The 25,317-nt window shown below is 66.1% G+C and carries 26 protein-coding genes; 11 read left to right on the plus strand and 15 right to left on the minus strand.

Features of this window, described 5'->3' with window-relative positions; translation table 11 throughout:
- Positions 1-78 precede the first annotated feature (78 nt).
- Together DES45_RS10370 and DES45_RS26045 are read left to right on the plus strand one after the other, a co-directional pair.
- Positions 79-372 (plus strand): hypothetical protein, encoded by a 294-nt coding sequence (locus DES45_RS10370; RefSeq protein WP_147282383.1) that lies wholly within the window; start codon positions 79-81, stop codon positions 370-372.
- A gap of 15 nt (positions 373-387) precedes the next feature.
- Entirely contained in the window at positions 388-519 is a 132-nt protein-coding gene (locus DES45_RS26045; protein WP_281024080.1) for a hypothetical protein, read from the plus strand.
- A 59-nt stretch (positions 520-578) separates the two neighbouring features.
- On the opposite strand, the gene DES45_RS10375 is transcribed toward DES45_RS26045, so the two are convergent.
- The 8 genes from DES45_RS10375 to DES45_RS10410 form a co-directional block, all read right to left on the minus strand.
- The gene (locus DES45_RS10375) at positions 579-1,094 is read right to left on the minus strand and encodes a hypothetical protein (RefSeq protein WP_114769899.1); all 516 of its coding nucleotides are present in this window, start codon (positions 1,092-1,094) and stop codon (positions 579-581) included.
- Positions 1,095-1,210: 116 nt separating this feature from the next.
- Positions 1,211-2,005 (minus strand): ABC transporter permease, encoded by a 795-nt coding sequence (locus DES45_RS10380; protein ID WP_114769900.1) that lies wholly within the window; start codon positions 2,003-2,005, stop codon positions 1,211-1,213.
- Positions 2,006-2,014: 9 nt separating this feature from the next.
- Positions 2,015-2,863, minus strand: a complete 849-nt coding sequence (locus DES45_RS10385) for an ABC transporter permease subunit (protein WP_170151459.1) — start codon at positions 2,861-2,863, stop codon at positions 2,015-2,017.
- Positions 2,864-2,892: 29 nt separating this feature from the next.
- A complete protein-coding gene (locus tag DES45_RS10390; RefSeq protein WP_114769902.1) occupies positions 2,893-4,011 on the minus strand; it encodes an ABC transporter ATP-binding protein in 1,119 nt (372 codons plus the stop codon).
- Positions 4,012-4,049: 38 nt separating this feature from the next.
- Positions 4,050-5,099 (minus strand): extracellular solute-binding protein, encoded by a 1,050-nt coding sequence (locus tag DES45_RS10395; RefSeq protein ID WP_170151460.1) that lies wholly within the window; start codon positions 5,097-5,099, stop codon positions 4,050-4,052.
- A gap of 52 nt (positions 5,100-5,151) precedes the next feature.
- Complete coding sequence (locus DES45_RS10400; RefSeq protein ID WP_114769904.1) at positions 5,152-5,823, minus strand: RraA family protein; 672 nt, start codon at positions 5,821-5,823, stop codon at positions 5,152-5,154.
- Positions 5,824-5,834: 11 nt separating this feature from the next.
- Positions 5,835-6,641 carry a carbon-nitrogen hydrolase family protein gene (locus tag DES45_RS10405; protein WP_114769905.1) on the minus strand — a complete coding sequence of 269 codons (807 nt, stop codon included), beginning with the start codon at positions 6,639-6,641 and terminating at the stop codon, positions 5,835-5,837.
- Positions 6,642-6,781: 140 nt separating this feature from the next.
- Positions 6,782-7,693 (minus strand): LysR family transcriptional regulator, encoded by a 912-nt coding sequence (locus DES45_RS10410; protein ID WP_114769906.1) that lies wholly within the window; start codon positions 7,691-7,693, stop codon positions 6,782-6,784.
- A 380-nt stretch (positions 7,694-8,073) separates the two neighbouring features.
- Here DES45_RS10410 and DES45_RS10415 point away from each other — a divergent pair, with 380 nt between their 5' ends.
- The 3 genes from DES45_RS10415 to DES45_RS10425 all read left to right on the plus strand — a co-directional run bounded on the left by DES45_RS10415 (position 8,074) and on the right by DES45_RS10425 (position 11,693).
- Positions 8,074-8,733 (plus strand): Crp/Fnr family transcriptional regulator, encoded by a 660-nt coding sequence (locus DES45_RS10415; protein ID WP_114769907.1) that lies wholly within the window; start codon positions 8,074-8,076, stop codon positions 8,731-8,733.
- 147 nt (positions 8,734-8,880) lie between these two features.
- Positions 8,881-9,918, plus strand: coding sequence for a Fe(3+) ABC transporter substrate-binding protein (locus DES45_RS10420; RefSeq protein WP_114769908.1), 1,038 nt, complete (start codon positions 8,881-8,883; stop codon positions 9,916-9,918).
- A 62-nt stretch (positions 9,919-9,980) separates the two neighbouring features.
- Positions 9,981-11,693, plus strand: coding sequence for an ABC transporter permease (locus tag DES45_RS10425; protein ID WP_114769909.1), 1,713 nt, complete (start codon positions 9,981-9,983; stop codon positions 11,691-11,693).
- A 29-nt stretch (positions 11,694-11,722) separates the two neighbouring features.
- Here the strand turns inward: DES45_RS10425 and DES45_RS10430 are convergent, their stop codons facing one another.
- Positions 11,723-12,403: a 3-oxoacid CoA-transferase subunit B gene (locus DES45_RS10430; protein WP_114769910.1), complete on the minus strand. Its 681-nt coding sequence runs from the start codon at positions 12,401-12,403 to the stop codon at positions 11,723-11,725.
- The gene (locus DES45_RS10435) at positions 12,403-13,137 is read right to left on the minus strand and encodes a CoA transferase subunit A (protein ID WP_114769911.1); all 735 of its coding nucleotides are present in this window, start codon (positions 13,135-13,137) and stop codon (positions 12,403-12,405) included. The genes DES45_RS10430 and DES45_RS10435 overlap by 1 nt, the downstream gene beginning before the upstream one ends.
- 192 nt (positions 13,138-13,329) lie before the next feature.
- Between DES45_RS10435 and DES45_RS10440 the strand changes: the two genes are divergently transcribed.
- On the plus strand, positions 13,330-15,132 hold the full coding sequence (locus DES45_RS10440) for an AsmA family protein (RefSeq protein WP_114769912.1): 1,803 nt from the start codon (positions 13,330-13,332) through the stop codon (positions 15,130-15,132).
- On the opposite strand, the gene DES45_RS10445 is transcribed toward DES45_RS10440, so the two are convergent.
- From DES45_RS10445 to DES45_RS10455, 3 genes are read right to left on the minus strand one after another with little or no spacing between them, the layout of a single operon-like run.
- Positions 15,126-15,929 carry an ABC transporter permease gene (locus DES45_RS10445; RefSeq protein WP_114769913.1) on the minus strand — a complete coding sequence of 268 codons (804 nt, stop codon included), beginning with the start codon at positions 15,927-15,929 and terminating at the stop codon, positions 15,126-15,128. The two genes, DES45_RS10440 and DES45_RS10445, sit on opposite strands and share 7 nt — an antisense overlap.
- A complete protein-coding gene (locus tag DES45_RS10450; protein WP_114769914.1) occupies positions 15,926-16,834 on the minus strand; it encodes an ABC transporter permease in 909 nt (302 codons plus the stop codon). Before DES45_RS10450 ends, DES45_RS10445 begins: the two co-directional genes overlap by 4 nt.
- A 2-nt stretch (positions 16,835-16,836) precedes the next feature.
- On the minus strand, positions 16,837-18,003 hold the full coding sequence (locus DES45_RS10455; RefSeq protein ID WP_210272308.1) for an ABC transporter ATP-binding protein: 1,167 nt from the start codon (positions 18,001-18,003) through the stop codon (positions 16,837-16,839).
- A 284-nt stretch (positions 18,004-18,287) separates the two neighbouring features.
- Here DES45_RS10455 and DES45_RS10460 point away from each other — a divergent pair, with 284 nt between their 5' ends.
- The 5 genes from DES45_RS10460 to ampC all read left to right on the plus strand — a co-directional run bounded on the left by DES45_RS10460 (position 18,288) and on the right by ampC (position 22,364).
- Positions 18,288-19,241, plus strand: a complete 954-nt coding sequence (locus tag DES45_RS10460; RefSeq protein ID WP_114769998.1) for an MDR/zinc-dependent alcohol dehydrogenase-like family protein — start codon at positions 18,288-18,290, stop codon at positions 19,239-19,241.
- Position 19,242: 1 nt separating this feature from the next.
- The gene (locus tag DES45_RS10465) at positions 19,243-20,268 is read left to right on the plus strand and encodes a Gfo/Idh/MocA family protein (RefSeq protein WP_114769915.1); all 1,026 of its coding nucleotides are present in this window, start codon (positions 19,243-19,245) and stop codon (positions 20,266-20,268) included.
- A 64-nt stretch (positions 20,269-20,332) separates the two neighbouring features.
- Entirely contained in the window at positions 20,333-20,791 is a 459-nt protein-coding gene (locus DES45_RS10470) for an SRPBCC family protein (RefSeq protein WP_114769916.1), read from the plus strand.
- Positions 20,778-21,125, plus strand: coding sequence for an ArsR/SmtB family transcription factor (locus DES45_RS10475; RefSeq protein WP_245571662.1), 348 nt, complete (start codon positions 20,778-20,780; stop codon positions 21,123-21,125). Before DES45_RS10470 ends, DES45_RS10475 begins: the two co-directional genes overlap by 14 nt.
- A gap of 81 nt (positions 21,126-21,206) precedes the next feature.
- A complete protein-coding gene (gene ampC / locus DES45_RS10480; RefSeq protein WP_114769918.1) occupies positions 21,207-22,364 on the plus strand; it encodes a class C beta-lactamase in 1,158 nt (385 codons plus the stop codon).
- A 6-nt stretch (positions 22,365-22,370) separates the two neighbouring features.
- Here ampC and DES45_RS10485 read toward each other — a convergent pair whose 3' ends face one another.
- Entirely contained in the window at positions 22,371-23,963 is a 1,593-nt protein-coding gene (locus tag DES45_RS10485) for a DHA2 family efflux MFS transporter permease subunit (RefSeq protein ID WP_114769919.1), read from the minus strand.
- Between the two features lie 24 nt (positions 23,964-23,987).
- Positions 23,988-25,202: an HlyD family secretion protein gene (locus DES45_RS10490; protein WP_170151452.1), complete on the minus strand. Its 1,215-nt coding sequence runs from the start codon at positions 25,200-25,202 to the stop codon at positions 23,988-23,990.
- Positions 25,203-25,317 lie beyond the last annotated feature (115 nt).

Genomic DNA, 25,317 nt, shown 5'->3' on the forward strand with positions numbered 1-25,317 from the left:
GGAGAAGATGCGGGACAAGAGACTCGACTTCTGCACCTTATAGCTTAGGTTCCGCTTCGGAATGCATGGAGGAACACAATGCGTATGAAGGCGTCGATCCCCGTCCTGGTCCTGGCAGGACTTGCCCTGGCCGGCTGCAACACGGGCGCGCCTCAAGGTGTCCTCCCGCGCGATCCCCTGCCCCCTCCGCCGTCGCTCGGCGGCAGCGCTCCGAGCGCCTCGCGCCAGTCGACCGCGGCAGAGCGGCCCAACACGACCGTGCGCCGCCGCGCCATCGACGTTCCCGACCGGATCGAGACGCCGCGGCCTCGATCCCCATCCGTCGAGCCCGTCATGACCCCGAGCGGCGCCGGCGCCGGCTTCCGCTTCTGATAGGGGACCCTGACCATGGCCCATCATCCCAAGCGACATTCCGCCCCGCTGGAGCGGCCGAGACATCAGCGCGTCATCGCCGTAGTGATCGCCCTCATGGTGCTGGCTCTGGCGATCTACGGCTATCAGTTCTGGTGGAGCGAATAGGCCCCCTATAGAGAAAGGCCTCCCGATAGAGGCCCCTTCTCATGTGCATTCCCGGGCCTTCAGTTCCCGAAGATTTCGCCGCAGCGCGAGAACGAGAAGGCGGCGCCCTCCGTGTCGCGGCTGATCCGCACCGCCTGGATGGTGCCCTGCTCGTCGGCCGTGATCTGGGCCTCGCAGACGAGGTGGACGTTCTGCGGCGGGCGAACCATCGTCGTGACCGGCGCCGAATAGCCGAAGGACGAACTCGTGGTGCTCGACCGGGTGACCGTAACGCCGGGTGCCGGTCTGGCCGTCACCGTCGTAGTCTTCTCCGATACCCGCATCGGCGACGAGAACCCCGGCTGGGTGCTGTACTGGGCGGGCCGGACGTAATCCATCTCCCCGCCCCGCCAGGTATAGATCGTGCCGCCCGAATCCAGCGCGTAGCTCGAAACCGGCGGACCGTTCTCGACGAAGAAGCGGTCGATCGGCTCGCCGATCCACTTGGCCCGGACGGATTGCGCCGCCTCCTCCGTGGTCACGCAGCCCGCAAGAGCGAGCACCGCGACGAGCGCGGCGCCGGCAGATTTCATCATGGTTGAGTCCCCCCTGAAGCCTTGTCGTTGCCAGCCTATCTGCCGCAACGGAAGCTGGAACCGCAACCCGACCGTGGGACTATTTCCCTCCTATCCTTAACGGCCTGGGCGATGGCTCACTTCACGAAGGTCTTCGAGAGGCCGACCGTGCGGTCGACGATCATCACCACCGCGAGGGTCAGAAGGATCAGCAGAACCGAGACGCTCGCCACGAGCGGATCGGCCCGGCTCTCCACATGGTGGAACAGTTCGACCGGAAGCGTCGTGAGCCGCGGCCCCGTGAGGAAGAGGGTGATCACCACCTCGTCGAAGGAGACCAGGAAGCACAGAGCCGTCGCGGCCACGATGCCCGGCGCCATCATGGGAAGGGTGACGCGCCGGAAGACCGTCAGCGGACGCCCTCCCAGCGTCGAGGCCGCCTCCTCGCAGGAGAGGTTGAGGTTGCCGAGCGTCGTCGCCAGAACGCGCAGCGCATAGGGCAGCGTGATCACGAGGTGGCCGATGACGAGGCCCGTGAAGGTGCCGAGGAAGCCGATCGACGCGAACACGATCAGGATCGCAAGGCCCAGCACGATGGTCGGCAGGAGCAACGGCGCGGTGAACAGGTTGTACAGGAACGTCGACCCCATCGTGCGCATCCTGACGATTACATAGGCGGCCGGGATCGCGACCGCGAGCGAGATCAGGGTGACGATCGCGCCGAGCATGAGGCTCGTCCAGAATGCCGAGATCATCTTCGGGTTGTCGGCGAGCGCTGCATACCAGCGCAAGGACCAACTCTCCGGCGGGAAGGACAGGATCTGCTCGCCGCTGAAGGAGATCGGCACGACGAGGATCACGGGCGCCAGCAGGAACAGGAACAGCACCGCCACGACGATCTTCATGGGGACGGAGGTTTCATTCGCTTCCATCACAAGCTCCTAGTCGATGGCGCGCAGCACGCGGGCATAGGCCGCCAAGGCTGCTCCGAAGATGATCAGCACCAGCATCGACAGCGTCGCGGCCAGCGGCCAGTTCAGCGTCACGATAGCCTGGTCGTAGATCTCGGTCGCGAGCAGGAAGACCCGCCCTCCTCCGAGCAGCTTCGGGGTGATGAAGGACGACACCGCCAGCACGAAGCAGAGCAGGCAACCGAGCGCGATGCCGGGCAGCGTCAGCGGCAGGATCACCCGCCAGAAGGTCCGGGCCGGCGGGGCACCGAGGGTCATGGCCGCCTCCTCCACCCGCGGATCGAGACGGCCGAAGCCGGCGAGCAGCGAGAGGATCATGTACGGCATCAGGATCTCGGTCAGGCCGATGATCACGCCTGTGGTGTTGAACATCAGGCGCGGCGGCGAGAAGCCCATGGCCGCGATGGTGCTGACGATCGGGCCCTGGTCGGCAAGGAGCGCGATCCAGCCGTAGGTGCGCACCACAGCGGAGGTGAGCAGCGGCGAGATCACGAGCACGGTGAGGAACGTGCGCCAGCGCCCGGAGCTGCGGTGGAGATAAAGCGCGATCGGATAGGACACCACGAGGGTCGCCAGGGTGATGCCGAGGCTCACCGTGATCGAGTTGACGATCAGCTCGACGTAGAAGGTATCGCCGAACAGGCCCGTCCAGTTGGCGAGCGTGAAGGCCTCGCGCACGCCGCCGCCGGCGAGCGCCTCGTTGAACGACATCCTGGCCAGGTTGAGGACCGGCAGGATGAAGCCGATGGCGTTGATGATCGCGATCGGGAGAAGGAGCAGGGTCGCCGTTCCGGTCCGGCCGAGGGCCAGACGCGGCATGGCCGGTACGGAGGGAGCCGCGATCGCCGTCATGCGCCCCTCCCGAACACCATCGTGTCCTCCACGCGCCAGAGCACCGCGACCGGGGCCCCGACCTTCCGGAATCCGCGGCCGTGGTCGGAAGCGGCTTCGACCACGATCTCGGTTCCGTCCACGTCGACGTGGTACTGGAGCAGGTCGCCCACGAAGGTGACGCGGGTGAGACTTCCGGCCAGGCGGTTGACGCCCTCGGACGCGGCATCCTCTCCGGACCCGACATCGACCAGCTTCATGCGGTGCGGACGGATCATGATCTCGACCTTGCCGCCGGGCCGCCCGGGCACCTGCACGGCCATGGAGCCGATCGCGACGCGCCCATCGCCCTGGGCGATGCCTTCGAGACGGTTGGTGCGCCCGACGAAGGAGGCGACGAACGGGGTCGCCGGATGTTCGTAGACCTCGACCGGCGTCCCCATCTGCTCGAGCTTGCCGCCGCGCATGACCACGACCTTGTCGCACATGCTCAGCGCCTCGACCTGATCGTGCGTGACGAAGACCGCCGTGATGCCCAAGCTCTGCTGGATGTCGCGGATCTCGTTGCGCATCTCGTCGCGCAGCTTCGCGTCGAGGTTGGAGAGCGGCTCGTCGAGCAGCAGGATCGAAGGGCGGATCACGAGGGCGCGGGCCAGCGCCACGCGCTGCTGCTGACCGCCCGAAAGCTCGCGCGGCTTGCGCTCGGCCAGGGCTTCGAGGCGCACCATGGCGAGCGCCTCCTTCACCCGCCGCTCGATCTCCGGCTTCGGCAAGGAGCGCATCTCCAGCCCGAACGCCACGTTCTTGGCAACCGTCATGTGCGGGAACAGGGCATAGGACTGGAACACGAGCCCCATGTCGCGCCGGTAGGTCGGCACCTGCGTGATGTCCTGCGACGCGACGACGATCCGTCCGTCGGTCGGCTTGATGAGCCCCGCCACCATGCGCAGGGTCGTGGTCTTGCCGCAGCCGGAAGGCCCGAGGAGCGCCACCAGCTCTCCTTTCGGGACCGCCAGGTCCAGAGCCGCGACGGCGACGGAATCGCCATAGCGCTTCGTGAGTCCGTCGAGGCGCAGGTGCGCGTCGCGGTCGTCGGACAGGGTCGGGCTCCCGGAACGGATGGTCTGATGCATCATGGCTTTCTCCAGCGGGCGTTCGGCTGCGGCAGGTGCGGTTAGCGGCTCAGCGGAATGACGCGGCGGCGCCACTGCTCCGTGATCGCATCGCGGATGCCGGCGACGGCGATCCAGTCGATGGCGATCATCTTGTCCATCGAACCGGCGGCCGTGCGCGCCAGGGCCTCCTTGGAGATCTTCTCCTGCGCCTTCTGGTTGGTCGGCGCGTAGAACATCGCCTCCGTGAACGCCGCCTGGGTCTCAGGCTTGAGCGCGTAGTCGATGAAGGTCTTCGCGGCGTCCCCCGCCGGCGCGTTCTTCACCAGGTTGATCGTGTTGATCTGGAAGCCGCTGCCCTCCTGCGGCAGCACCACGCCGAGCTTGCCGCCGGAGGTGTTCGCATAGACCTGCGCACGGGCGTTCCAGCCGATGCCGAGCGCCGCCTGTCCGTTGGCGATGGGCGTGTAGACGTCGGGCTTCGGGTCCCAGGTCTGCACGTTCGGCGCAAGCTCACCGAGCTTCTTGATGCCCGGCTCCACGGTCTTCTTGTAGTCGTCCTGGCCGGCCATCTTGTTGGCGATGATCGTCAGGGTCGTGCCCTGGATGTCGGGAACCGCCGGGATCGTGACCTTGCCGGCATATTGCTTGTCCCACAGTGCGTTCCAGGAGGTCGGGGCGGTCTTCACCTGGTCCTTGTTGTAGAGCAGGACGAGGTTGTCGAAAGTAACGGCGACGCCGCCGACGCCTTCGATGCGGGCGGTTGGATAGAGATCGGCCACGTTCTTAGACACGCTCTCGTCGATCTTGTCGAACAGGCCCTCGTCGGTGGCCGCCTTCGAGACCGACACGTCCATGATCATGACGTCGATCTGCGGCGAGGCCTTCTGGGCGCGCAGCGTCCCGAGCATCTGGGCCGAATTCGGCATGCCGTAGAACTCGACCTTGATGTCGGGATGCGCCTTCATGAACGGCTCGATGACCGCCTTGGTGTAGTGGTCCTGGAAGATGCCGCTGTAGGCAGCGAGCGTCACGGTCTTGGTCTGGGCCAAGGCCGGCGTCGCGGCGGCGAAAGCCACCGCCGAGGCGCCGAGCAGAACACGCAGTTTCATCATCGTCTTTGGTTCCCTCTGATTATCGACTGCTTCTTCCCGAACCGGCGCATCAGGCGACGCGCCGGGCCTTTTCTTCCACGATGCGGGTCGCGCCGGAGATGTCTGGCAGCTTCTCGCCGTTGCGAAGCCGCTCGAGCAGCTTGATCTCGTTCTCCTGCATGCCGATCGCCCGCTCGGCGACCGCCCTTGCCTCGGCTGGATCGAGCACGAGCACGCCGCTCTCGTCGGCGAGGATCGCGTCGCCAGGCTGGATGACCTGGTCCCCGACCGTCACCGGCACGTTGATGGCGCCTTCGAGCCCGAGGATCTTCGTGGTGATCGGCGACGGGCCGCGGCACCACATGGGCATCTCGACGTTGCGGATCTCCGAGAAGTCGGTAGCGGGACCATCGACGATGCCGGCCTTCACGCCCGCGATCTTCATGGAATGGGTGACGACGCCGCCCCAGCAGGCGTGCTTGGTGTCGCCGCAGCGGTCGACCACCACGATGTCGCCCGGGCGGACGAGCTTGGTGAGGTAGTGCAGGATCGTGCTGTCGGCGTGCGGCAGGCGCACGGTGACGGCGGTGCCGGCGACGCGCTTCTCGGGCAGGACCGCCCGCAGCTCGCGGTCGACGAAGCCCGAGTGGAGGAAGTGCCCGACGGTCGCGGTCTCGACCTTCTCCAGCAGGTCGACGAGTTCCTGCGAGATCTGCTTCGGCATGGGATTGACGATGAACATTCGCGTGCTCCTCAGGCCAGGACGTGGTGCTGGGCGACGGGCACGTTGCGACGCACGTGGCCGATATAGTCGAGGTCGAGGCGCGCGCTCGTGGTGGCGACCTTGTCGGAGCACTGGGCGACCATGTGCCCCCACGGGTCGATCACCATGGAATGGCCCCAGCACCACTTCCTGCCATCCGCATGCGAGAGCACCTGTCCGACCGCCAGGAAGTAGGTCTGGGTCTCGATGGCGCGGGCGCGGGCGAGCGTCTCCCAGTGGTCCTTGCCGGTCATCAGCGTGAAGGCGGCGGGTAGGACGATCACGTCGGCGCCGGCATCGCGCAGCTTGCGGAAGAGCTCGGGGAAGCGGATGTCGTAGCAGATGGCGCAGCCGACCGTGACATCGCCGACCTTGTAGGTTACCACGTCCTGGCCGCGGCTGATCGTGTCCGACTCGCGGTAGCTCGTGCCGCCCGGGATGTCGACGTCGAACAGGTGGATCTTGCGGTAGCGGGCGATCTCGTCGCCGTTCGGGCCGAACACGACGGTGGTGTTGTAGTGGTTGTTGCCCGACTTCTCGACCATGCTGCCGGCGTGGATCGTCACCCGGTGCTTGGCGGCCAAGCCCGACATGAGCTTGTAGGCTTCGCCGTCGGGGAAGTACTCGCCGTTGCCATGGACATTGTCCCTGCCCTCGCCGAGATAGGCGTAGTATTCCGGAAGAACGATCAGGTCCGGTGCCTCCTCGGACACCGCCTTCTCGATCATGGCTGTGGCGGTCCTGAGGTTCTCCGCCTTGTTGTTCTGGGAATTCATCTGAATTAAGCTGACTTTCACGTCACGGCCTCCTTGGAACCTGTGGCCGCATGTGAGCGCGGCGCAGAAGCGGCGACAAACGCGAAATACTTTCCCTGCAGCCTAAGTTTTCCTTGTACGGCACTGCACAATCGTTCCGCCGCATGGTCCTGGGCCCTGCCTTACCAGGAGGCGCCGTCCGTCTGGGCCAACGAGAAGCTGTGCGCAACCTCCTGCGCCATCTGGGCCACCACGGCCGAGATGAGATTGTCCGGATGGTCGGAATAGACCGCATGGAAGCTCAAGGGCGGAAAGGCCGGCGTCACGTCGAGCTGCACGAGGGTTCCGGCCGCGAGCTGATCCCGCACGATCACCTTCGGCAGCGGCGTGATGCCGATGCCGTCCTGCGCCAAGCGGATGATGGTGGCGAGGGAATTGGAGTTGTAGATGGTCGGGTCCTCGATGCCCGCATCCGCAAGCTGCCGCAGGACCCGGTGATGCGGCACGCTGTCCTTGGAATAGGCGAGGATCGGCTGGTCGGCGATTTCTGCGAGGCCTAGCGGCCGGCTGGGCAGCCCGAGCTTCGGGCTCGCGAGCCAGGTGCACGCGAAGGTGCAAAGGTCCAGGTTGATGATGTCGGGCGCCACGACAGGCCCCATGATCAGGGCGAGGTCGATGCGCCGCTCGGCCACCTCCCGGGCGAGGTTCAGGGACGTGTCGGTGTTGAGATCGATGGCGATGCTCGGGTAGCGCGCATGGATGCGTTCGATGAACTGCGGCAGCCAAGCGTGCACGATGGAATCGATGGTACCGATCTTAATCGATCCTCGAAGGCTTCCGGGATCGCTGACGGCCTCACGGAACTCATTCGCGACCCGCACCAGTTCCTCGGCCTTCGGCACCGCCTGCTGCCCGACGCCGGTGAGGCGCACGCACCGGACGTCGCGCTCGAAGAGCCTGACGCCGAGATCCCGCTCCAGGGTCGCGATTCGGTTGGAAATGGCCGCCTGTGTCGTGTGAAGCCTCTCGGCCGCAGCGCTGAAGCTGCCCAGCCTCGCAACCCAGAGGAAGGTCTCCACGAAACGCAGGTTCATAGTCTGCCGATCCTCCAGTCATTGAGCCACAACTCAAAGTCTAAAGGCCACTATTCTCATCGATCGCGAGTATCGAAATATTGTTCGGCCTCGTTTGTAACGCTAGCTTAAGCGTTCGCTTCATTTCATTCTATCGAAATACATAGACAACGCACACGGAAATTACGAATATTATATCGACTGGAAAAACACCTTTCGAAGTAGCGCACCAATTGTTCAGTAACATTAACTCCGTGCTACTGGAGTGCTGAGACTCATAGGCTCCTCCCAAAGAACCCCGCTCCTGCACCTTCCGCGCAGTGCGCGACAGCATATCCCCGCTGACTTTCGGCGGTCGATGGTATATGCCGCAACGGTATTCATTCACACGGTTGAGAACCATGACTTGGGTCGAAGCGATCGGCTGGCTCGGCGCCGCCTTGTCCATCAGCGCCAGCGCGATGAAGACGATCATCCCGCTGCGCTGTCTCGGGATTGCGACGAACGTGGTGTCGCTCACCTACGCATCCTTCATGGGCCTTTATCCGAGCATGACCGTGAACTTGGTCCTGCTGCCCCTCAACAGCTTCCGGCTGTTCCAGATGCTGAGGCTGATCAAGAAGGTGAAGACCGCCTCCAAGAGCGACCTCAACATGGACTGGCTCAAGCCGTTTATGGCGCGGCGCGCCGTTAAGAAGGGCGAGATCCTCTTCGCCAAGGGCGACAGCGCCAGCTGCATGTTCTACACCCTGTCCGGCCGGTACCGACTGAAGGAGCTCGGGATCGAATTGCCGCAGGGCCATGTGGTCGGCGAGATGGGTTTCATGTCGCCGAACAACCGCCGCACGCAGACCCTCGAATGCATCGAGTCCGGCGAGGTGCTGAGCATCACCTACGACGAGGTGCGCCAGCTCTACTTCCAGAACCCGGAATTCGGCTTCTATTTCCTGCGCTTAGCCAGTGAGCGCCTGTTCAACAACATGGAGAAGATGGAGGCGGAGATCGCCCGCCTGCGAACCACGCAGGCCGCGGCGCCCATCAAGGAGCAGGTCTCAGCTTAGAAGACTTATAATCGGGGCGCAGTTTAGAACATCTCTAAATCATTGATTTAATTCGCTTTTTTGTTGACGCATCCGCGCCAGCATGGTTCTTGCGCGCCAGAGCGGGACGCCGTTTGGCCCGCACCCATTCTGCTGAAGGACTTCGTCATGTTGAACACTAAGGTTGCACGCGGGCTTCTGCTCGGCGCCGCCGCCCTGGGAGCGCTGGCCGGTTCGGTCGCCTCGGCCTCGGCGCAGGGCGTGGTGAACGTCTACACCAACCGCGAGCCCGGCCTCTATTCGGCGACCCTCGACGAGTTCACCAAGGCGACCGGCATCAAGGTCAACGCCATCTTCTCGGAGCAGGGCCTGGCTGAGCGCATCAAGGCCGAGGGCGAGAACAGCCCGGCGGACGTGCTGATCACGGTCGATATCGGCCGCATCCAGGAGGCGCTCGATCTCGGGATCGCACAGCCGGTCCGTTCGGAAGCCGTCGCAGCCGCCGTTCCGGCTCATCTGCGCCACCCGGAAGGCCTCTGGACCGCCCTGTCGATGCGCGCCCGCGCCGTCTACGCGTCGAAGGAACGCGTGAAGGACACGGCCATCACCTACGAGGGCCTTGCCGATCCCAAGTGGAAGGGCAAGATCTGCACGCGCTCCTTCCAGCATCAGTACAACATCGCCCTCGTGGCCGCGATGATCGTCAAGCATGGCGAGGCCAAGACCGAGGAGTGGCTCAAGGGCGTGAAGGCGAACCTCGCCAAGAAGCCCTCCGGCGGCGACCGCGACGTAGCGAAGGACATCCTGGCCGGCGTCTGCGACATCGGCCTGGGCAATACCTACTACGTGGGTCTCATGACGAACGGCACGAACCCGGACCAGAAGAAGTGGGCCGAGGCCATCAACGTGATCCTGCCGACCTTCGAGAACGGCGGCACGCACGTGAACGTATCGGGCATCGTGCTGGCCAAGAACGCGCCGAACCGGGACAACGCCGTCAAGCTGATCGAGTACATGACCTCGCCGGAAGCCCAGCGCGTCTTCGCTGACGTGAACTACGAGTATCCGGTCCGCGCAGGCATCGCCATCAACCCGCTCGTGAAGTCCTTCGGCGAGCTCAAGATGGAGAACATGAGCCTCGCCGAAGTCGCCAAGAACCGCGCCAAGGCGAGCGCCCTCGTCGACAAGGTCGGTTTCGACCGCTAAAGCCCCCGCTCCCGGAAGCCTGCAGGCCTCCGGGAGCTTTCCCGTTCCGGCGTCAGTCCGTCATGAGCACGATCGCGCTTCCATCCCGCCTTTCCATGCCGGTCCTGCGGCGCGCCCTCAACGGCGCGCCGCTTTGGTCGGTTGCGGTGCTGATCGGTGTCGCGATCCTGGTCCTGGCGCCGCTCGTGAGCCTGGTCCGGATCGCCGCGCAGGGCGAGAGCACCCTGTGGGCGCAGGTCACGGTCGATGTTCTCCCAGCGGCCTTGCTCGACACGGGCATGCTGCTCGGCGGCGTCGCGGTGCTCGCCGGCTCGGTCGGGATCGGCGCCGCATGGCTGGTGACCGCGCACCGCTTTCCTGGGCGCGACCTCCTCGCCTGGCTTCTGCCCCTCCCCCTCGCCGTGCCGGCCTACATCACCGCGTACATCTACGTGGAGATCTTCGACGCGGCAGGCCCGGTGCAGATGGGCCTGCGCGTCCTCATGGGCTGGACCTCGCGGGCCGATTACTGGTTTCCCGAGATCCGCTCCGTGCCCGGCTGCATCCTGGTGATGTCGGCGGTTCTCTACCCTTACGTCTACATCGCCTCGCGGGCGATGTTCCTGACCCAGAGCGCCAGCATGATCGAGGTGGCGCGCACCCTCGGCGCGGGCCGCTTCAAGCTCTTCCGCGTCATCGCCATTCCGCTCGCCCGCCCCGCCCTCGCGGTCGGCCTGTCGCTCGCCCTCCTCGAGGCGCTCAACGACATTGGCGCGAGCGAATACCTCGGCGTCCGCACGCTCACCGTCTCGGTCTTCACCACCTGGCTGAACCGCGGCAGCCTCGCGGGAGCAGCGCAGATCGCCTGCGTCATGCTGGCGGTCGTCATCCTGCTGATCATGGTGGAGCGCTACGGCCGCCGCGACCGGCGCTACAGCCTGTCGACCCGCCGTCCGCGCACGACGCAGCCCGTGCGGCTCTCCACCGCGGGCGGCTGGCTGGCAACGCTCCTGTGCGCACTGCCTGTCTTCATGGGCTTCGTCCTGCCGGTGGGCTTCCTCGTCCGGGAGGTGATCCGGCGCGGGCTCCTCACGCAGTTCGACGCCACCTTCGTGGACCATCTGCTGACCACGATCGGACTGTCCGGGACAGCGACCGTTGTCGCGCTGGCGCTGGGAATCGTCGTGGTCACGGCCTCGCGGCTCGCCAAGCTGCACCTGACCCGCGCCGCCCTCGCAGTGGCCGGCATCGGCTATGCGGTGCCTGGCACCGTACTGGCGTTGGGCCTCCTGAACCCGCTCGTCGCCCTCGACACGAGCATCGGCTCCCTATGGCGCTCGCTCACGGGGGAGCGGATCGGCCTGATCCTCATGGGCTCGGCCGTCGGCATCATCGTCGCCTACGTGATCCGCTTCCTGCCGATCGCGACCGGATCGCTCTCCGCCGGCCTCGACCGGGTCTCGCCGGGCCTGGAGGATGCGGGCCGCATCCTCGGCGCAAGGCCGCGCGAGCTCGTGCTGAAGATCCAGATCCCGCTGCTGCGTCCGGCGCTCGCCAGCGCGGCCCTGCTGGTCTTCGTGGACTGCATCAAGGAACTGCCGGCGACGCTGCTGCTGCGTCCCCTCAACACGGAGACGCTCGCGACGCTCGTCTACGGGCATGCTTCCCGCGGAGCATTCGAGGACGGCGCGCTGGCCGCCCTCGTGATCGTGCTGGTCGGGCTCCTGCCCGTCATCCAGCTGGTGCGGAGCGCCGAGAACCGCCCGAAGACGGCTGCCGGCAGCCCCTCGTCGTAGCCAGGGCGCAGCCTGTGCGGGCCGCGCCGTCAGGCTGCGTTCGACTGCTTCGAGTCCAACGCGACCTTGAAGTCGGCCTGTGTCTTCGCCTTGATCTCGTCCACCGTGACGCCGTCGGCGAGCTCGATCAGGGTCATGCCCGTGCCGCCCTTCTTGTCGATCGTGAACACGCCAAGATCGGTGATCACCAGGTCGACCACGCCCGCTCCGGTGAGCGGCAGGTTGCACGCCGTCAGCAGCTTCGGGTCCTCGGAGCCGTCCTTGGCCTTGGCCACGTGCTCCATGACCACGACGACGCGCTTCACGCCCGCCACCAGGTCCATGGCGCCGCCCATGCCCTTCACCATCTTGCCCGGGATCATCCAGTTGGCGAGGTCGCCGTTCTGGGCCACCTGCATGGCGCCGAGGATCGACAGGTCGATGTGGCCTCCGCGGATCATCCCGAAGGAATCGGAGCTGGAGAAATAGCTTGTGGTCGGCAGCTCGGTGATCGTCTGCTTGCCGGCATTGATGAGGTCGGCGTCCTCCTCCCCCTCGTAGGGGAACGGGCCCATGCCGAGCATGCCGTTCTCGGACTGAAGCTGGACGCGCATGCCCTTGGGAATGAAGTTCGACACGAGGGTCGGGATGCCGATGCCGAGGTTGACGTAGTAGCCGTCGCGCAGCTCCTTGGCGGCGCGGGCAGCCATTTGCTCACGGGTCCAAGCCATCAGATTTCCTCCCCTGCGCCCGCTCCCGCCATCTCGGCGCGCTTGCGGGTCGTCCTCTGCTCGATGTGCTTCACCGGGTTCGGCACGTGCACGATGCGCTTCACGAAGATGCCCGGCGTGTGGATGCAGTCCGGGTCGATCTCGCCGGCCGGCACCAGGTGCTCGACCTCGGCGATGGTGAGCCGCGAGGCGGTCGCCATCATCGGATTGAAGTTGCGGGCGGTCTTCCGGTAGACGAGGTTGCCTTCCGTATCGCCCTTCCAGGCATGGACCACCGAGATGTCGGCGAACAGGCCCCGCTCCATCACGTATTTCTCGCCGTCGAACTCGCGCACCTCCTTGCCCTCGGCGATGAGGGTGCCGACGCCGGTCTTGGTGAAGAAGGCCGGGATGCCGGCGCCGCCGGCGCGGATGCGCTCGGCAAGCGTTCCCTGCGGATTGAACTCGAGCTCGAGCTCGCCCGACAGGTACTGCTGCGCGAACAGCTTGTTCTCGCCCACGTAGGAGGAGATCATCTTGCGGATCTGGCGGGTCTCGAGCAGCCGGCCCAGGCCGACCCCGTCCACGCCGGCGTTGTTGGAGATGAAGGTGAGGTCCTTCGCTCCTGAATCACGGATCGCCTCGATCAGCGCCTCCGGAATGCCGCAGAGGCCGAACCCGCCGGCCATGATCGTCATGCCGTCCTTGATGAGCCCGGCCATGGCCGAGCTTGCATCCTTGTAAACCTTGTCCATCCACCCCTCACTTCGAAAAGTGTTCGTTGCTGCACTGCGAAGTGCGCAGGATGCCACCCTGCAACCTGGCCTCAATTTAGACAATCCCTTCATATGAATATATGAAACCCTGAATCCTCCAGCCTGTCCTTGTCCGGACAGGCCCTCGCTATCGCTTCCGAAGCGGAACCTTTAGGTCTAAGTCTGCAGTCCATGTCGCGCCGCGTCGTATTCCTCATCGCGTTGATCTCGCTTGCGGTCCTCGGAGCGGCGGCCGTTCCCTGGACCCTGACCGGAAGCCGGCTGACCTCGGCCGTGTCCCGGCACCTGCGCGCCAATTACGGCTTGGACTTCGCGGTCGCGGGAGAGAGCACCTTCGCGCTCCTGCCGACCCCGAGGGTCAAGTTCGAGGGGATGAGGCTCTCCTTTCCTGATCAGGCGATCACCGCGGACGGGGGCACACTGAGGGGCGAGCTGCGCCTGACATCCCTGCTGCTCGGGCGGATCGAGCTTTCCGAGATCATGCTGAGCGAGACCAGGATTACCGTGTCGCAGGCCGCTCTTGCAGGCCAGGACTGGCAGGCGCTGCTGAAGGAACGCCTCGGCGCGGCCCATGCCCGGCGCCTCATCCTCGCCGGCTCCAAGCTGCGGTGGAGCGACATGCAGGACGCCGACCTCGACAAGGTCAATCTCCTGCTCAATTGGTCCGGAGTGGATGAGCCGCTCTATGCGGTCGGCTCCGCCTCCTGGCGCGGCGAGACGGTCGCGCTGGAAAAGGCCTCCTTCCGGCCGCTCCTGCTCGCCTCGGATCAGCTCAGTCCCGTCTCGTTGACCGTGACGGCCCCCATGGGGCGGATCGCCCTGACCGGCGAAGTCCAGCTCGGCGAAGACCCGCGCCTGACGGGCGAGAGCCTGATCCAGGCCACGTCCCTGCGCAACTTCACCCGCTGGAGCGGCACGAAGCTGCCCTTCGGGTCGCAGATCCAGGCCCTTTCCATCCAGGGCGACGTCTCCATGAACCGCCGCCGCCTCTCCTGGCCGTCGGTGGCCGTGAGCCTCGGCGAGGACAAGCTCGAAGGGACCATGGCGGTTCGTCTCGATTCCGACCGCCCGCTCATCACCGGCACTCTGGCCGCCGAAGGCCTGAACCTTTCCGATTTCATCCGCCCCCTGACCCAGGCACGGCTCGGACCCGGTTGGAGCGACGAACCGATCGACCTTACGGCAGCGACCGGCAGCGACCTCGACCTGCGGATCTCGGCCTCGAACGCGCGCATGCGGACGCTGCGGATCGACAACATGGCCGCGAGCGTTCTGGTCCGGGCAGGCCGGATCGAGGCGTCGATCGGACGGGCGGATCTCTACCAGGGAACCGTGAAGGGGCGCCTCGCCCTCACGTCTGCGGACAGCGGCACCGAACTGAAGAGCCAGGCGACCTTCGACGATGTGGACCTCGCGGCCTTCCTAAGTGCGGTCGGCGAGCCGCGCTGGATCACGGGCCTCGCCCAAGGGCAGATCGTCCTGGAGGGATCGGGCCAGACCCCGGCCGATCTCGTAAGGCAGACCAATGGCCGCATCGGGGTGACGGTCGGTGAAGGCGAACTCGTCGGCATCGCCCTTGATGACGCCCTGCGCCGTGTCGAGAAACGACCGCTCCTCGCCTCCCTGAACTGGCGAGGCGGCCGGACTCCCTTCGACCACGCCCATGCGCAGCTCAACGTCAATGCCGGCATCGGAACCCTCAGCGAGGGTCGGGTGACTGCACCCGGCATGCTGATGGGCCTGCAGGGCGACGTTTCGCTCCGCGACCGGTCCCTCGCCATGCGGGCGGAGGTGTCGCTGACCAATCAGCCGGCGAAGTCCGCACCGATGATCGCCTTCGACCTGAGCGGCAACTGGGACAATGTCGACGTGCGGCCCGAGGCGCGCGCCCTGATCGAGCGCTCCGGCGCCGCGAAGCCGCTCTTCGGCCCCCGGCTCGAAGCCGCACCGGCTCCCAGCGCGAACGCTCAGTGAGCGTTGGGCTCCTCGCGCAGCAGGGACCGTTTGCTCAACAGCGTCGCGGTCACGACCCCGAGCGTCACGATCCCGATCAGGATGGCTGACGCGGCGTTGACCTCCGGCGACAATCCGAGCCGCACCTGGCTGTAGATCCGGATCGGCAGCGTCGTCGCGCCTGGCCCCGTGTTAAAGCTCGCGATGACGAGGTCGTCGAGGGACAGGGTGAAGGCAAGCAGGAAACCGGCGACGATCGACGGCGCGATCAGCGGCAATGTCACGGAGAAGAACGTCCGCAGTGGCGGCGCCCCGAGGTCCATGGCGGCCTCTTCGAGCGAGCGGTCGAACGTCATCAGCCGCGACTGCACCACCACGGTCACGAAGCACATGGTGAGCGTGGTGTGCGCCAGCGTGATGGTCCAGAAGCCGCGGTCCAGCCCGATCGCCACGAAGAAGAGCAGCAGCGACAGGCCCGTGATCACCTCTGGCATGACCATCGGGGCATAGACCATGCCGGTGAAGAGCGTGCGCCCGAAAAAGCGCCCGTAACGGGTGAGCGCGAGCGCCGCGAGGGTGCCGAGGACCGTCGCGAGGGAGGCCGACAGCAGCGCGATCCGCAGCGTCACCCAGGCTGCCTCCATCAAGGCTTCGTTTCGGAACAGCGCCACGTACCACTGGGTCGAGAAGCCGCCCCACACTGTGACGAGCCGCGATGCGTTGAACGAATAGACCACGAGCAGCAGGATCGGCAGGTACAGGAACGCGAAGCCGATCACGAGGGACGTGACGTTGAAGAGGCTCAGGCGGCGGTTCATGCCTTCGTCTCCACCCGGCGGGATTCCACATCGCGATAGATGACGATCGGCACCACGAGAATGATCAGGAGCAGGATGGCGACCGCGGAGGCGAGCGGCCAGTCGCGGTTCGAGAAGAACTCGCTCCAGAGCTGGCGCCCGATCATCAGCGTCTCCGAGCCGCCCAGAAGGTCCGGGATGACGAACTCGCCGACGGCCGGGATGAAGCACAGAAGCGAGCCTGCGATGATGCCCGGCATGGCGAGCGGGACCGTGATCGTCCAGAAGGCGCGCCAGGGGGGCGAGCCGAGGTCCTGAGCGGCCTCGAGGAGCGTGTCGTCCATCTTCTCGAGCGTCGCGTAGAGCGGCAGCACCATGAACGGCAGGTAGGCGTAGACGATGCCGATATAAACCGCCGTCTCGGTGTTGAGGATGTTGAGCGGCTCGCCGATGACGCCTAATGCCAGCAGGCCCTGGTTGAGCAGCCCCTCGGGCTTGAGGATCGCGATCCAGGCATAGATGCGGATGAGGAAGCTGGTCCAGAACGGCAGGATGATCATGGCGACCAGCAGCGAGCGGTAGCGCTCCGGCGCCCGCGCCATGGCATAGGCGATGGGGAAGCCCACGAGCAGCAGCAGGATCGTCGAGATCGCCGCGATGCGCACCGACGACAGCGTGGCGCTGAGGTAGAGGTCGTCGCTGGTCAGGACCTCGAAGTTTTCGAGGTCGAGCCCCTGGAAGAATCCCGCGACGTCGCCCCATTCGAAGACCGGCTTGTAGGGCGGCTGGGAGACGGCGGGGTCCGACAGGCTGATCTTGAAGACGATCAGGAACGGCACGAGGAAGAAAAGGCCGAGCCACAGATAGGGTACTGCCGGCACCAGGCTGGAGGCGAGCTTCTTCGGGAAGGAACGTTGCGGCTCCATGGCTATTCCGCCAGGATCACGGCCGCGTCCGGCGCGAAGGTGACGTAGACCTGCTCGTCCCAGTCGATGGGGCTCTCGACGTAGCGGGACCGGTTGGCGCGCGTGACGCGCAGGATCTCTCCCGACGCGAGCTTGACCCTGTAGACGGTCCAGTCGCCGAGATAGCCGATGTCCCACACCTCCCCGGTCAGCACGTTGACGGCGTCCGTTCCCGGCGGATCGCGCTGGATCACCATCTTCTCCGGCCGCACCGCGATGGCGACGGCCTGGTCGGAATGCAGCACCTCGTCCGGGTCGTCGATGGTGAGCGGCGGCTGGGCCGAACGGGAGCGCACGCGCCAGTGGCCGTTCTCCTGGCCGAGCACGTTGCCTTCGATGATATTCACGTCGCCGACGAATTCGGCGATGAAGCGGGTCTTCGGCTGCTCGTAGATCTCGCCGGGCGTCGCCACCTGGACGATCCGGCCGTGGTCCATCACGGCGATCCGGTCGGCCATGGTCATGGCTTCCTCCTGGTCGTGGGTGACGACCACGAAGGTCATGCCGAGATCGTGCTGGATGTCCATCAGCTCGAACTGGGTCTCCTCGCGCAGCTTCTTGTCGAGCGCGCCGAGCGGCTCGTCGAGCAGGAGAACCTTCGGCTTCTTGGCGAGCGCCCGGGCCAGCGCCACGCGCTGGCGCTGGCCGCCCGAGAGCTGGCTCGGGGAGCGCTTGGCGAGCCGCTCGAGCTGGACGAGCCGAAGCATCTCATCGACCCGCGCGGCGATCTCCGCCTTCGGCAGCCCGTCCTGCTTCAGCCCGAAGGCGATGTTCCGCTCGACGCTCATGTGGGGGAAGAGGGCGTAGGACTGGAACATCATGTTCACCGGCCGCCGGTAGGGCGGAACGCCGGCGAGGTCCCGGTCGGCTAGGGTGATGCGGCCTTCGCTGGGATGCTCGAAGCCGGCCAGCATGCGCATCAGGGTGGTCTTGCCGCAGCCCGAGGGACCGAGAAGGCAGAAGAACTCGCTCTCGTAGATGTTCAGGGACAGGTGGTCGACGGCCACCGCATCGCCGAAGCGTTTCGTCACATTCTCGAAGCGGATGAGCGGCTTGGCAGCGGGATCCGACCAGGGAGCGAAGGAGCGGCGCACGGCGCCGACGGAGGCGGATTGGCGAGGAGGAGGCAAGATGTTCGCACTTCAACCTAGATTGGAGAAAACCTGCGGCGCAAACTAGGATGTTACGACTGGAAGAACAACAGCTTAATGCCCCCTTCCCCACCCGATGACGGTGCCGGCCGCGAAAGGTCACGGGGGACCGCTTGAACCGCTGCCAAGCTTTTCTAGTTGACCCCTGCAAGCGAGTGGAGACAGCCTTGCGGAACGACGAAGAACTGAGCAGCGCGGAACGCGAAGCCCCCGAAGCGGAAAGCTGGAACCCTCGGGCCGCAGGCGGGCCGTCGGCAACCTCCATGCGGGCCGCGACCGTCACGGCGCCGGGCCAGATCCGCATCGACCGGATCGCCCGTCCTGAACCGGGGCCGGGCCAGGTGCGCGTGCGCCTTGAGGGCTGCGGCGTCTGCGCCTCCAACCTGACGCCCTGGGCCGGGCCGGAATGGATGCAGTTTCCCACGGAGGCCGGCTCGCTGGGCCACGAGGGCTGGGGCATGGTCGATGCCGTGGGCGACGAGGTCGAGGGGGTGTCGGTCGGCGACCGGGTCGCGGCGCTCTCCTACAAGGCCTATGCCGAATACGACCTCGCCGACGCCGATGCGGTGGTGCGGCTGCCGAAGGCGCTCACCGGCAAGCCCTTCCCGGGCGAGCCCCTTGGCTGCGCCATGAACATCCTGCGCCGCAGCGACATCCGGCCGGGCCAGACTGTGGCGATCGTCGGCATCGGCTTCCTGGGCGCGATCCTGACCCGTCTCGCGACGGACGCCGGCGCCCGGGTCATCGCCATTTCCCGCCGCCCCTTCTCGATCGACGTCGCCCAGGACTTCGGCGCGGCCGAGACGATCCCGATGGAGGACCATCACGGCATCATCGGCCAGGTGAAGGAGCTGACCGGGGGCGTCTTCTGCGACCGGGTGATCGAGGCGGTCGGCAAGCAATGGCCCCTCGACCTCGCGGGCGAGCTGACCCGCGAGCGCGGCAAGCTGATCGTCGCCGGCTACCACCAGGACGGGCCGCGGCAGGTGAACATGTGGCTGTGGAACTGGCGCGGCCTCGACGTGATCAACGCCCATGAGCGCGACCCGAAGGTCTACATCGAGGGCATTCGAGAGGCCGTGGACGCAGTGGCGTCCGGCCGGCTCGACCCGAGCCCGCTCTACACCCACACCTATCCGCTCGACCGGCTGAACGAGGCGCTCGACGCCACCCGCGACCGTCCGGACGGCTTCCTCAAGGCTCTGGTGACCCTTTAAGATGACACAGGCTCTGCTCGAAATGATCCCGGTGGCCTCCCTCGCCCGCCCGCGCATCGGCTTTCTCGGCGTCGGCTGGATCGGCCGCCACCGCATGGAGGCGATGCTGAAGACCGGCCTGATCGAGGCCGCAGCCATCGCCGATCCGTCGGCGGACATGGCCGCCGAGGCCGGCCGCCTCGCCCCGGATGCACAGGTCGTCGGGTCCCTCGACGATCTGCTCGACCTCGGCCTCGACGGGGTCGTGATCGCCACGCCCAGCGCCATGCACGCCGAGCAGTCGATCAAGGCCCTGGAGCGCGGCGTCGCCGTGTTCTGCCAGAAGCCGCTCGGGCGTGACGCGATCGAGGCGCGGGCCGTCGTGGACGCCGCCCGCCGGGCGAACCTGCTCCTCGACGTGGACCTCTCGTACCGCTTCACGGAAGGAATGCAGCGCATCCGCGAGATCGTGCGCTCGGGGGAACTCGGGAAGATCTACGCGGTCGATCTCGTCTTCCACAACGCCTACGGGCCGGACAAGCCGTGGTTCTACGATCCCGCGCTTTCGGGAGGCGGCTGCGTGATGGATCTCGGCGTCCACCTCGTGGACCTCGCCCTCTGGACCCTCGACTATCCGGCGGTGACGAACGTGGCGGGCAAGCTCTTCGCCGGCGGCGAGCCCTTGCGCGGACGCCCCGACCGGGTCGAGGACTACGCCCTCGCGACGGTTGAGCTGGAGACCGGGACGGCCGTGCAGCTCGCCTGCTCCTGGCGCCTCCAGGCCGGATGCGACGCCATGATCTCGGCCGCCTTCTACGGCACCGAAGGCGGCGCAGCCTTACGCAACGTGAACGGCTCGTTCTACGATTTCGTGGCCGAGCGTTATCGCGGTACCGCACGGGAGAACCTGTCGAACCCGCCCGACGAATGGGGCGGCCGCGCCGCGGCCGACTGGGCGCGACGCCTAGCGGCGGGCCAACGCTTCGATCCGGCGGCGGAGCGTCTGGTCGATGTGGCGGGCGTCTTGGACCGAATTTACGGGCGCTAGAAAAGGCAACTTATTGGTTGCATATCCGCTCCCAGTGTCATCTTATGGCGCCGGGAGGTGCTTCATGTCCGATCGCATCGAGAGAACTGTAGAATTGAGCGCACCGGTGGAGCGCGTCTGGCGCGCGCTCACCGACCATCATGAATTCGGCCGCTGGTTCCGGGTGGACCTCGACAGCCCCTTCACGGTCGGCCGCACTACGACCGGCCGCATGACCTATCCCGGCTATGAAGGGGTGAAATGGCAAGCGGTCGTCGAGACCATGGAGGCCCCGCGCCTCTTCGCGTTTCGGTGGCCCCACCCGGCCGATCCCTTTGCGGACGACCCGGATGCGCCCACCACCCTCGTGGAGTTCCGGCTGTCGCCCGGTCCCGGCGGCACCCTGTTGACGATCGTTGAGTCGGGCTTCGAGGCGCTGCCTGGAGATCGCCGCGCCGAGGCCATGCGCGGCAACGAGGGCGGCTGGAAGGAGCAGGCGGGGAACATCAAGGCCCATGTCGAAGGCTCGCTTGCCCATTCCTGAACCGGAGCCGGCCCGGATCTTCGCTGCGCTCGGCGACCGGACGCGCCTGTCGCTTCTCACCCGTCTCAGCGACGGGCAGCCGCGCTCCATCGCTGCCTTGTCCGTCGACACGAATCTGACGCGCCAGGCCGTCACGAAGCACCTGCACGTGCTCGAGGAGGCCGGCATCGTCCGCAGCACACGCATTGGCCGCGAAAGCCGGTTCACCTATCGGCCCGAGCCGATCGCGGAGGCGAAGTCCTATCTGGATCGGGTCACCGCGCAGTGGGACGATGCGCTCCTCCGCTTGAAGCACTTCGTCGAGGACGATCCAGGCGGAGGCCGCTCGGCTTAGAGCCGCCTTCGAGTATCAACGCACCGTCCGTGGCTGTCCGCACAAGGACGGCGCGGACTTCGACCCGAAAGGAAGTGTCTTTTGCGATCACGAACCCGATCAAGCCTTGCGGCTATTCTTCTCGCCTGCGCGACGGCGAGCGCATCCAGCGCGGATGCGGATCAGGATGCACGGGTGCGGCAGGTTGTCGACGAGGCAGTGACACCGGTCATGGCCGAATACGGCATCCCGGGCTTGGCCGTCGCCGTGACGGTCGACGGCAAGCGCCATTTCGTCGAGTACGGCGTCGCCTCGAAGGAATCCCGGGCGCCCGTCACGCGCAATACGCTCTTCGAGCTCGGATCGATCAGCAAGACCTTCACGGCGACCCTCGCGACCCTCGCCGCGATCGACGGCAAGCTGTCGCTGAACGGCAAGGTCAGCGCCTACATGCCGGAGCTGAAGGGCCGCGCCATGGACGATGTGCGCGTGCTGGACCTCGGCACGCACACGGCGGGCGGCTTCCCGCTTCAGCTGCCGGATCACGTGAAGAACCAGAAGCAGCTCATCGCCTATTTCCGCGAATGGAAGCCCGAAATCCCGCCCGGCACGTCGCGCCGCTACGCCAATCCGAGCATCGGCCTGCTCGGCATGATCGCCGCGAAGGCCATGGGAGAGAGCTTCGAGACCGTGGCGACGCGCCTGTTCGGAGATCTCGGGCTGAAGCGGACCTATATCACCATTCCGGCGTCGGAGATGACGTCCTATGCCTGGGGGTACAATCGCGCCGGAAAGCCCACGCGCGTCACGCCGGCCCTGCTCGCGACCGAGGCATACGGCGTCAAGTCCAACGCCGTGGACATGATCCGCTTCGTTGAGGTGAACATGGGCGTCGGCATTGCGCCGGAGAAGGTCGCGCGCGCCGTGAAAGCGACCCACACGGGATATTACCGCTCCGGCGAGCTGATCCAGGACCTGATCTGGGAGCAGTATCCCTACCCGGTCGCGCTGGAGAAGGTCGTCGCCGGCAACGGAGTCGACATGATCATGAAGCCTACTGCCGCGACCGCGATCGATCCGCCGATGGCGCCGCGGGAGGACGTGATCCTGAACAAGACCGGATCGACGAGCGGCTTCGGGGCCTATGTGGCCTATATCCCCGAAAAGCGGCTCGGTATCGTCATGCTGGCGAACAAGCCGTATCCGAACGAGGCGCGGGTGAGAGCCGCATACCAGGTGTTGACGCGGCTGGCGGATTAGCGGGGCTCAGTGCCCCGCATCCGCCGGCGGAGCGGCCTTCGGCTTCTTGATGAAGGGCAGCGCGCAGATCAGCGCCAGGAATAGCACCGTCAGGAGGACGAACACGTCCGAGAAGGACATGACCAGCGCCTCGCGACGGACCATGTTCGACATAGTCTTGAGCGCGGCCTGATGGGCGTCGGAGCCGAGGCTCTGGAAGCCCATCGTCATGGTGTTGAGCGTTTCGACCGCCGCCGAACGGCTCCAGGTCACGTTCTCGCGCAGGCGCTCGAGATGAAGGTCCCAGCGGTTGTTGAGGATCGTGTTGATCAGCGCGAGGCCGACCGCGCCGCCGAGGTTGCGGGTGAGGTTGTAGAGGCCCGACGCGTTCTTGATGCGCTCCGGCGGCAGCGTGCCGAGCGCGATGTTGTTGATCGGCACCATGCAGATCATCAGGCCGACGCCGCGGAAGACCTGGGGCATGAAGAGCTCCCAGAAGTCCCAGTCCTTCGTCAGGCCGGAGAACTGCCACGTGCCGAACGCGAAGCACGCGAAGCCGATCCCCATCATGACGCGCGGGTCCATCTTCCGCGACAGCACGCCGGCGACCGGCGCCATCAGGAACATGCAGGCGCCGGAGACGAACATGGTCTCGCCGATCTGCAGCGAGGAATAGCCCCGCACGCGTGCGAGATAGACCGGATAGAGATAGGTCAGGCCGTAGAGGCCGATGCCCATGACGAAGCTGAAGGACGAGCCCGCCATGAAGTTACGGTCCGTGAACGCCCGCAGGTCCACGATCGGATGCTTGGCCGCGAAGGCGCGGTAGAAGAACAGGATGCCGGCGGCGACGCACATCACCGTCAGGACGAGCACCACCTCGTCCTGGAACCAGTCGTTGATCGGCCCTTCCTCGAGCACGTATTCGAGGCTGCCGAGGAAAACCGCCATGAAGCCGAGTCCCGCCCAGTCGAACGTCTTGAACAGGTCCCAGTTCGGCTCGTCGAAATCGACCAGCAGATAGGTCGAGATCGTCACGAAGATTCCGGGCACGATGTTGACCAGGAACAGCCAGTGCCAGGAGAACATGTCGGTCAGATAGCCGCCGATGGTCGGGCCGACGGTGGGCGCGAGCGTCGCCACGAGGCCGATGAGCGGCGAAATCACGGGCCGTTTCTCCGGCGGAAAGACCGTGAAGGCCGAGGCAAAGACGGTCGGAATCATGCCGCCGCCGATGAAGCCCTGGAGCGCGCGCCAGACGATCATCTCCTCGATGGAGGACGACATGGCGCACATGAAGCTCATGAGCGTGAAGCCGGCCGCCGAGATCACGAACATCCAGCGGGTGGACAGCACGCGCGAGAGGGTGCCGGAGAGCGGGATCATGATCACTTCCGCGATCAGGTAGCTCGTCTGCACCCAGGAAATCTCGTCCGACGATGCGGACAGGCCGGCCTGGATCTCGGCGAGCGACGCCGAGACGATCTGGATGTCCAGGATCGCCATGAACATGCCGAAGACCATGCAGAAGAACGCGAAGGTCCGGCGCCGGTCGAGCGGCGCGGACTTCGGCTTCTGCACGGCGGCAGATCCGTTCTGGATGGCGGCGGAGGCGGCCATGACGGTGGCGTTCTTTCCCGGCCCTTAGCGCTGGGCCGTCTTCGTCGGCTCGTCGCCGGTGCGCGTGTCGACGTTCACCACGACCGACAGGCCGGGGCGCAGGAGCTCCTTCTGGGCGACGTCCTGGTCGACCGCGACCCGCACTGGCACGCGCTGGACGATCTTGGTGAAGTTGCCGGTGGCGTTCTCCGGCGGCAGAAGGCTGAAGACGGAGCCGGACGCGGGCGAGACGCTCTCCACCGTGCCGACGATGTCGGTATCCGGGAAGGCATCGACCGCGATGTGGACTTTCTGGCCGACATGCAGCGAGGCGAGCTGCGTCTCCTTGAAGTTCGCGTCCACGTGCACGCTGGTGAGCGGCACGAGGGCCGCCAAACGCGCGCCCGGCTGCACGAAAGTGCCGACCTCGACCGCCTTGTTGCCGATCACGCCATCGACCGGAGCGCGGATCTCCGTGAACGAGAGGTCGCGCTCCGCCTTGTCGACCGCGGTCTGAAGCTCGGCGGCGACGCGCCGGCCCTCGGTCTGCTGGGCGGAGAGAACCTCCACATTGGCCTTGGCGGCCGCGAGCGAGGCCTGCGCGCTCTTCACGTTCGCCTCGGCGCGGTCGCGCGCCGCCTTGGCGGTTTCGAGGGTCGCCCGGCTGGTGTAGTCGGAGCGGGAGAGCTGCTGCTGGCGCGCGTAATCGGCTGCGGCGCGCTCGGATTCGGCCTCGGCGGCGGCGATCTGGGCGTCCGCCTGCGTGACCTGGGTGCGGGCCGCCTCGATCTGCTTGCCGATGCGCTCGATGGCGCTCTGCTGGGTTGCGAGCTTGTCCTTCGCGGACTGGAGCGCCAGGCGGTAGTCGCCCTCGTCGATCTTGGCGATCAGGTCGCCGGCCTTGACGCTCTGGTTGTTCGAGACCGCGACCGAGGAGACGTAGCCCGACACCTTTGCGGACAGGATGGTGATGTCCGCCTGCACATAGGCGTCGTCCGTCGACACCATGAAGCGGCCGGTGTTCCACCAGTTCATGCCTTCATAGCCGCCGAACGCTAGCCCGCCCGCCAGGATCGTGAACAGGATCAGACGCTTGGCCAGCTTGCCCTTCGGCTTCGCCGTCGGAACAGGCGCGCTCGCAGCCACCGGCGCCGGAACCGCAGGAGACTGCTCGCCCGCCGGCTGTGCCGGCGCCCTGCTCTCCCGGACCGCCTCGGAACCGCTGCTGTCCGCCTGACCATACTCTTCGCGGTAAGCCATCTGGAAAACCTCTGCCAGCGCAGCAAGGATCCCGGACAACTCCGTCCGTTCGCGTCCTTGCCGCTCTCGTCTAGAATGATTATGTAGCCTATATGATTTGACTGAACGGTTCGGT

Source organism: Microvirga subterranea (assembly GCF_003350535.1).
Lineage (GTDB): Bacteria > Pseudomonadota > Alphaproteobacteria > Rhizobiales > Beijerinckiaceae > Microvirga > Microvirga subterranea.

What these genes read in the sequence shown, in the direction of transcription:
- DES45_RS10435 (WP_114769911.1), bottom strand. Translation starts at nt 13,137, where the DNA reads ATGGACAAGGTTTACAAGGATGCAAGCTCGGCCATGGCCGGGCTCATC.
- DES45_RS10385 (WP_170151459.1), bottom strand. Translation starts at nt 2,863, where the DNA reads ATGCCGCGTCTGGCCCTCGGCCGGACCGGAACGGCGACCCTGCTCCTT.
- DES45_RS10465 (WP_114769915.1), top strand. Translation starts at nt 19,243, where the DNA reads ATGACACAGGCTCTGCTCGAAATGATCCCGGTGGCCTCCCTCGCCCGC.
- DES45_RS10440 (WP_114769912.1), top strand. Translation starts at nt 13,330, where the DNA reads ATGTCGCGCCGCGTCGTATTCCTCATCGCGTTGATCTCGCTTGCGGTC.
- DES45_RS26045 (WP_281024080.1), top strand. Translation starts at nt 388, where the DNA reads ATGGCCCATCATCCCAAGCGACATTCCGCCCCGCTGGAGCGGCCGAGA.
- DES45_RS10380 (WP_114769900.1), bottom strand. Translation starts at nt 2,005, where the DNA reads ATGGAAGCGAATGAAACCTCCGTCCCCATGAAGATCGTCGTGGCGGTG.
- DES45_RS10375 (WP_114769899.1), bottom strand. Translation starts at nt 1,094, where the DNA reads ATGATGAAATCTGCCGGCGCCGCGCTCGTCGCGGTGCTCGCTCTTGCG.
- DES45_RS10425 (WP_114769909.1), top strand. Translation starts at nt 9,981, where the DNA reads ATGAGCACGATCGCGCTTCCATCCCGCCTTTCCATGCCGGTCCTGCGG.
- DES45_RS10445 (WP_114769913.1), bottom strand. Translation starts at nt 15,929, where the DNA reads ATGAACCGCCGCCTGAGCCTCTTCAACGTCACGTCCCTCGTGATCGGC.
- DES45_RS10430 (WP_114769910.1), bottom strand. Translation starts at nt 12,403, where the DNA reads ATGGCTTGGACCCGTGAGCAAATGGCTGCCCGCGCCGCCAAGGAGCTG.
- DES45_RS10410 (WP_114769906.1), bottom strand. Translation starts at nt 7,693, where the DNA reads ATGAACCTGCGTTTCGTGGAGACCTTCCTCTGGGTTGCGAGGCTGGGC.
- DES45_RS10490 (WP_170151452.1), bottom strand. Translation starts at nt 25,202, where the DNA reads ATGGCTTACCGCGAAGAGTATGGTCAGGCGGACAGCAGCGGTTCCGAG.
- DES45_RS10395 (WP_170151460.1), bottom strand. Translation starts at nt 5,099, where the DNA reads ATGAAACTGCGTGTTCTGCTCGGCGCCTCGGCGGTGGCTTTCGCCGCC.
- DES45_RS10370 (WP_147282383.1), top strand. Translation starts at nt 79, where the DNA reads ATGCGTATGAAGGCGTCGATCCCCGTCCTGGTCCTGGCAGGACTTGCC.
- DES45_RS10400 (WP_114769904.1), bottom strand. Translation starts at nt 5,823, where the DNA reads ATGTTCATCGTCAATCCCATGCCGAAGCAGATCTCGCAGGAACTCGTC.
- DES45_RS10485 (WP_114769919.1), bottom strand. Translation starts at nt 23,963, where the DNA reads ATGGCCGCCTCCGCCGCCATCCAGAACGGATCTGCCGCCGTGCAGAAG.
- DES45_RS10415 (WP_114769907.1), top strand. Translation starts at nt 8,074, where the DNA reads ATGACTTGGGTCGAAGCGATCGGCTGGCTCGGCGCCGCCTTGTCCATC.
- DES45_RS10420 (WP_114769908.1), top strand. Translation starts at nt 8,881, where the DNA reads ATGTTGAACACTAAGGTTGCACGCGGGCTTCTGCTCGGCGCCGCCGCC.
- DES45_RS10460 (WP_114769998.1), top strand. Translation starts at nt 18,288, where the DNA reads ATGCGGGCCGCGACCGTCACGGCGCCGGGCCAGATCCGCATCGACCGG.
- DES45_RS10470 (WP_114769916.1), top strand. Translation starts at nt 20,333, where the DNA reads ATGTCCGATCGCATCGAGAGAACTGTAGAATTGAGCGCACCGGTGGAG.
- DES45_RS10390 (WP_114769902.1), bottom strand. Translation starts at nt 4,011, where the DNA reads ATGATGCATCAGACCATCCGTTCCGGGAGCCCGACCCTGTCCGACGAC.
- DES45_RS10450 (WP_114769914.1), bottom strand. Translation starts at nt 16,834, where the DNA reads ATGGAGCCGCAACGTTCCTTCCCGAAGAAGCTCGCCTCCAGCCTGGTG.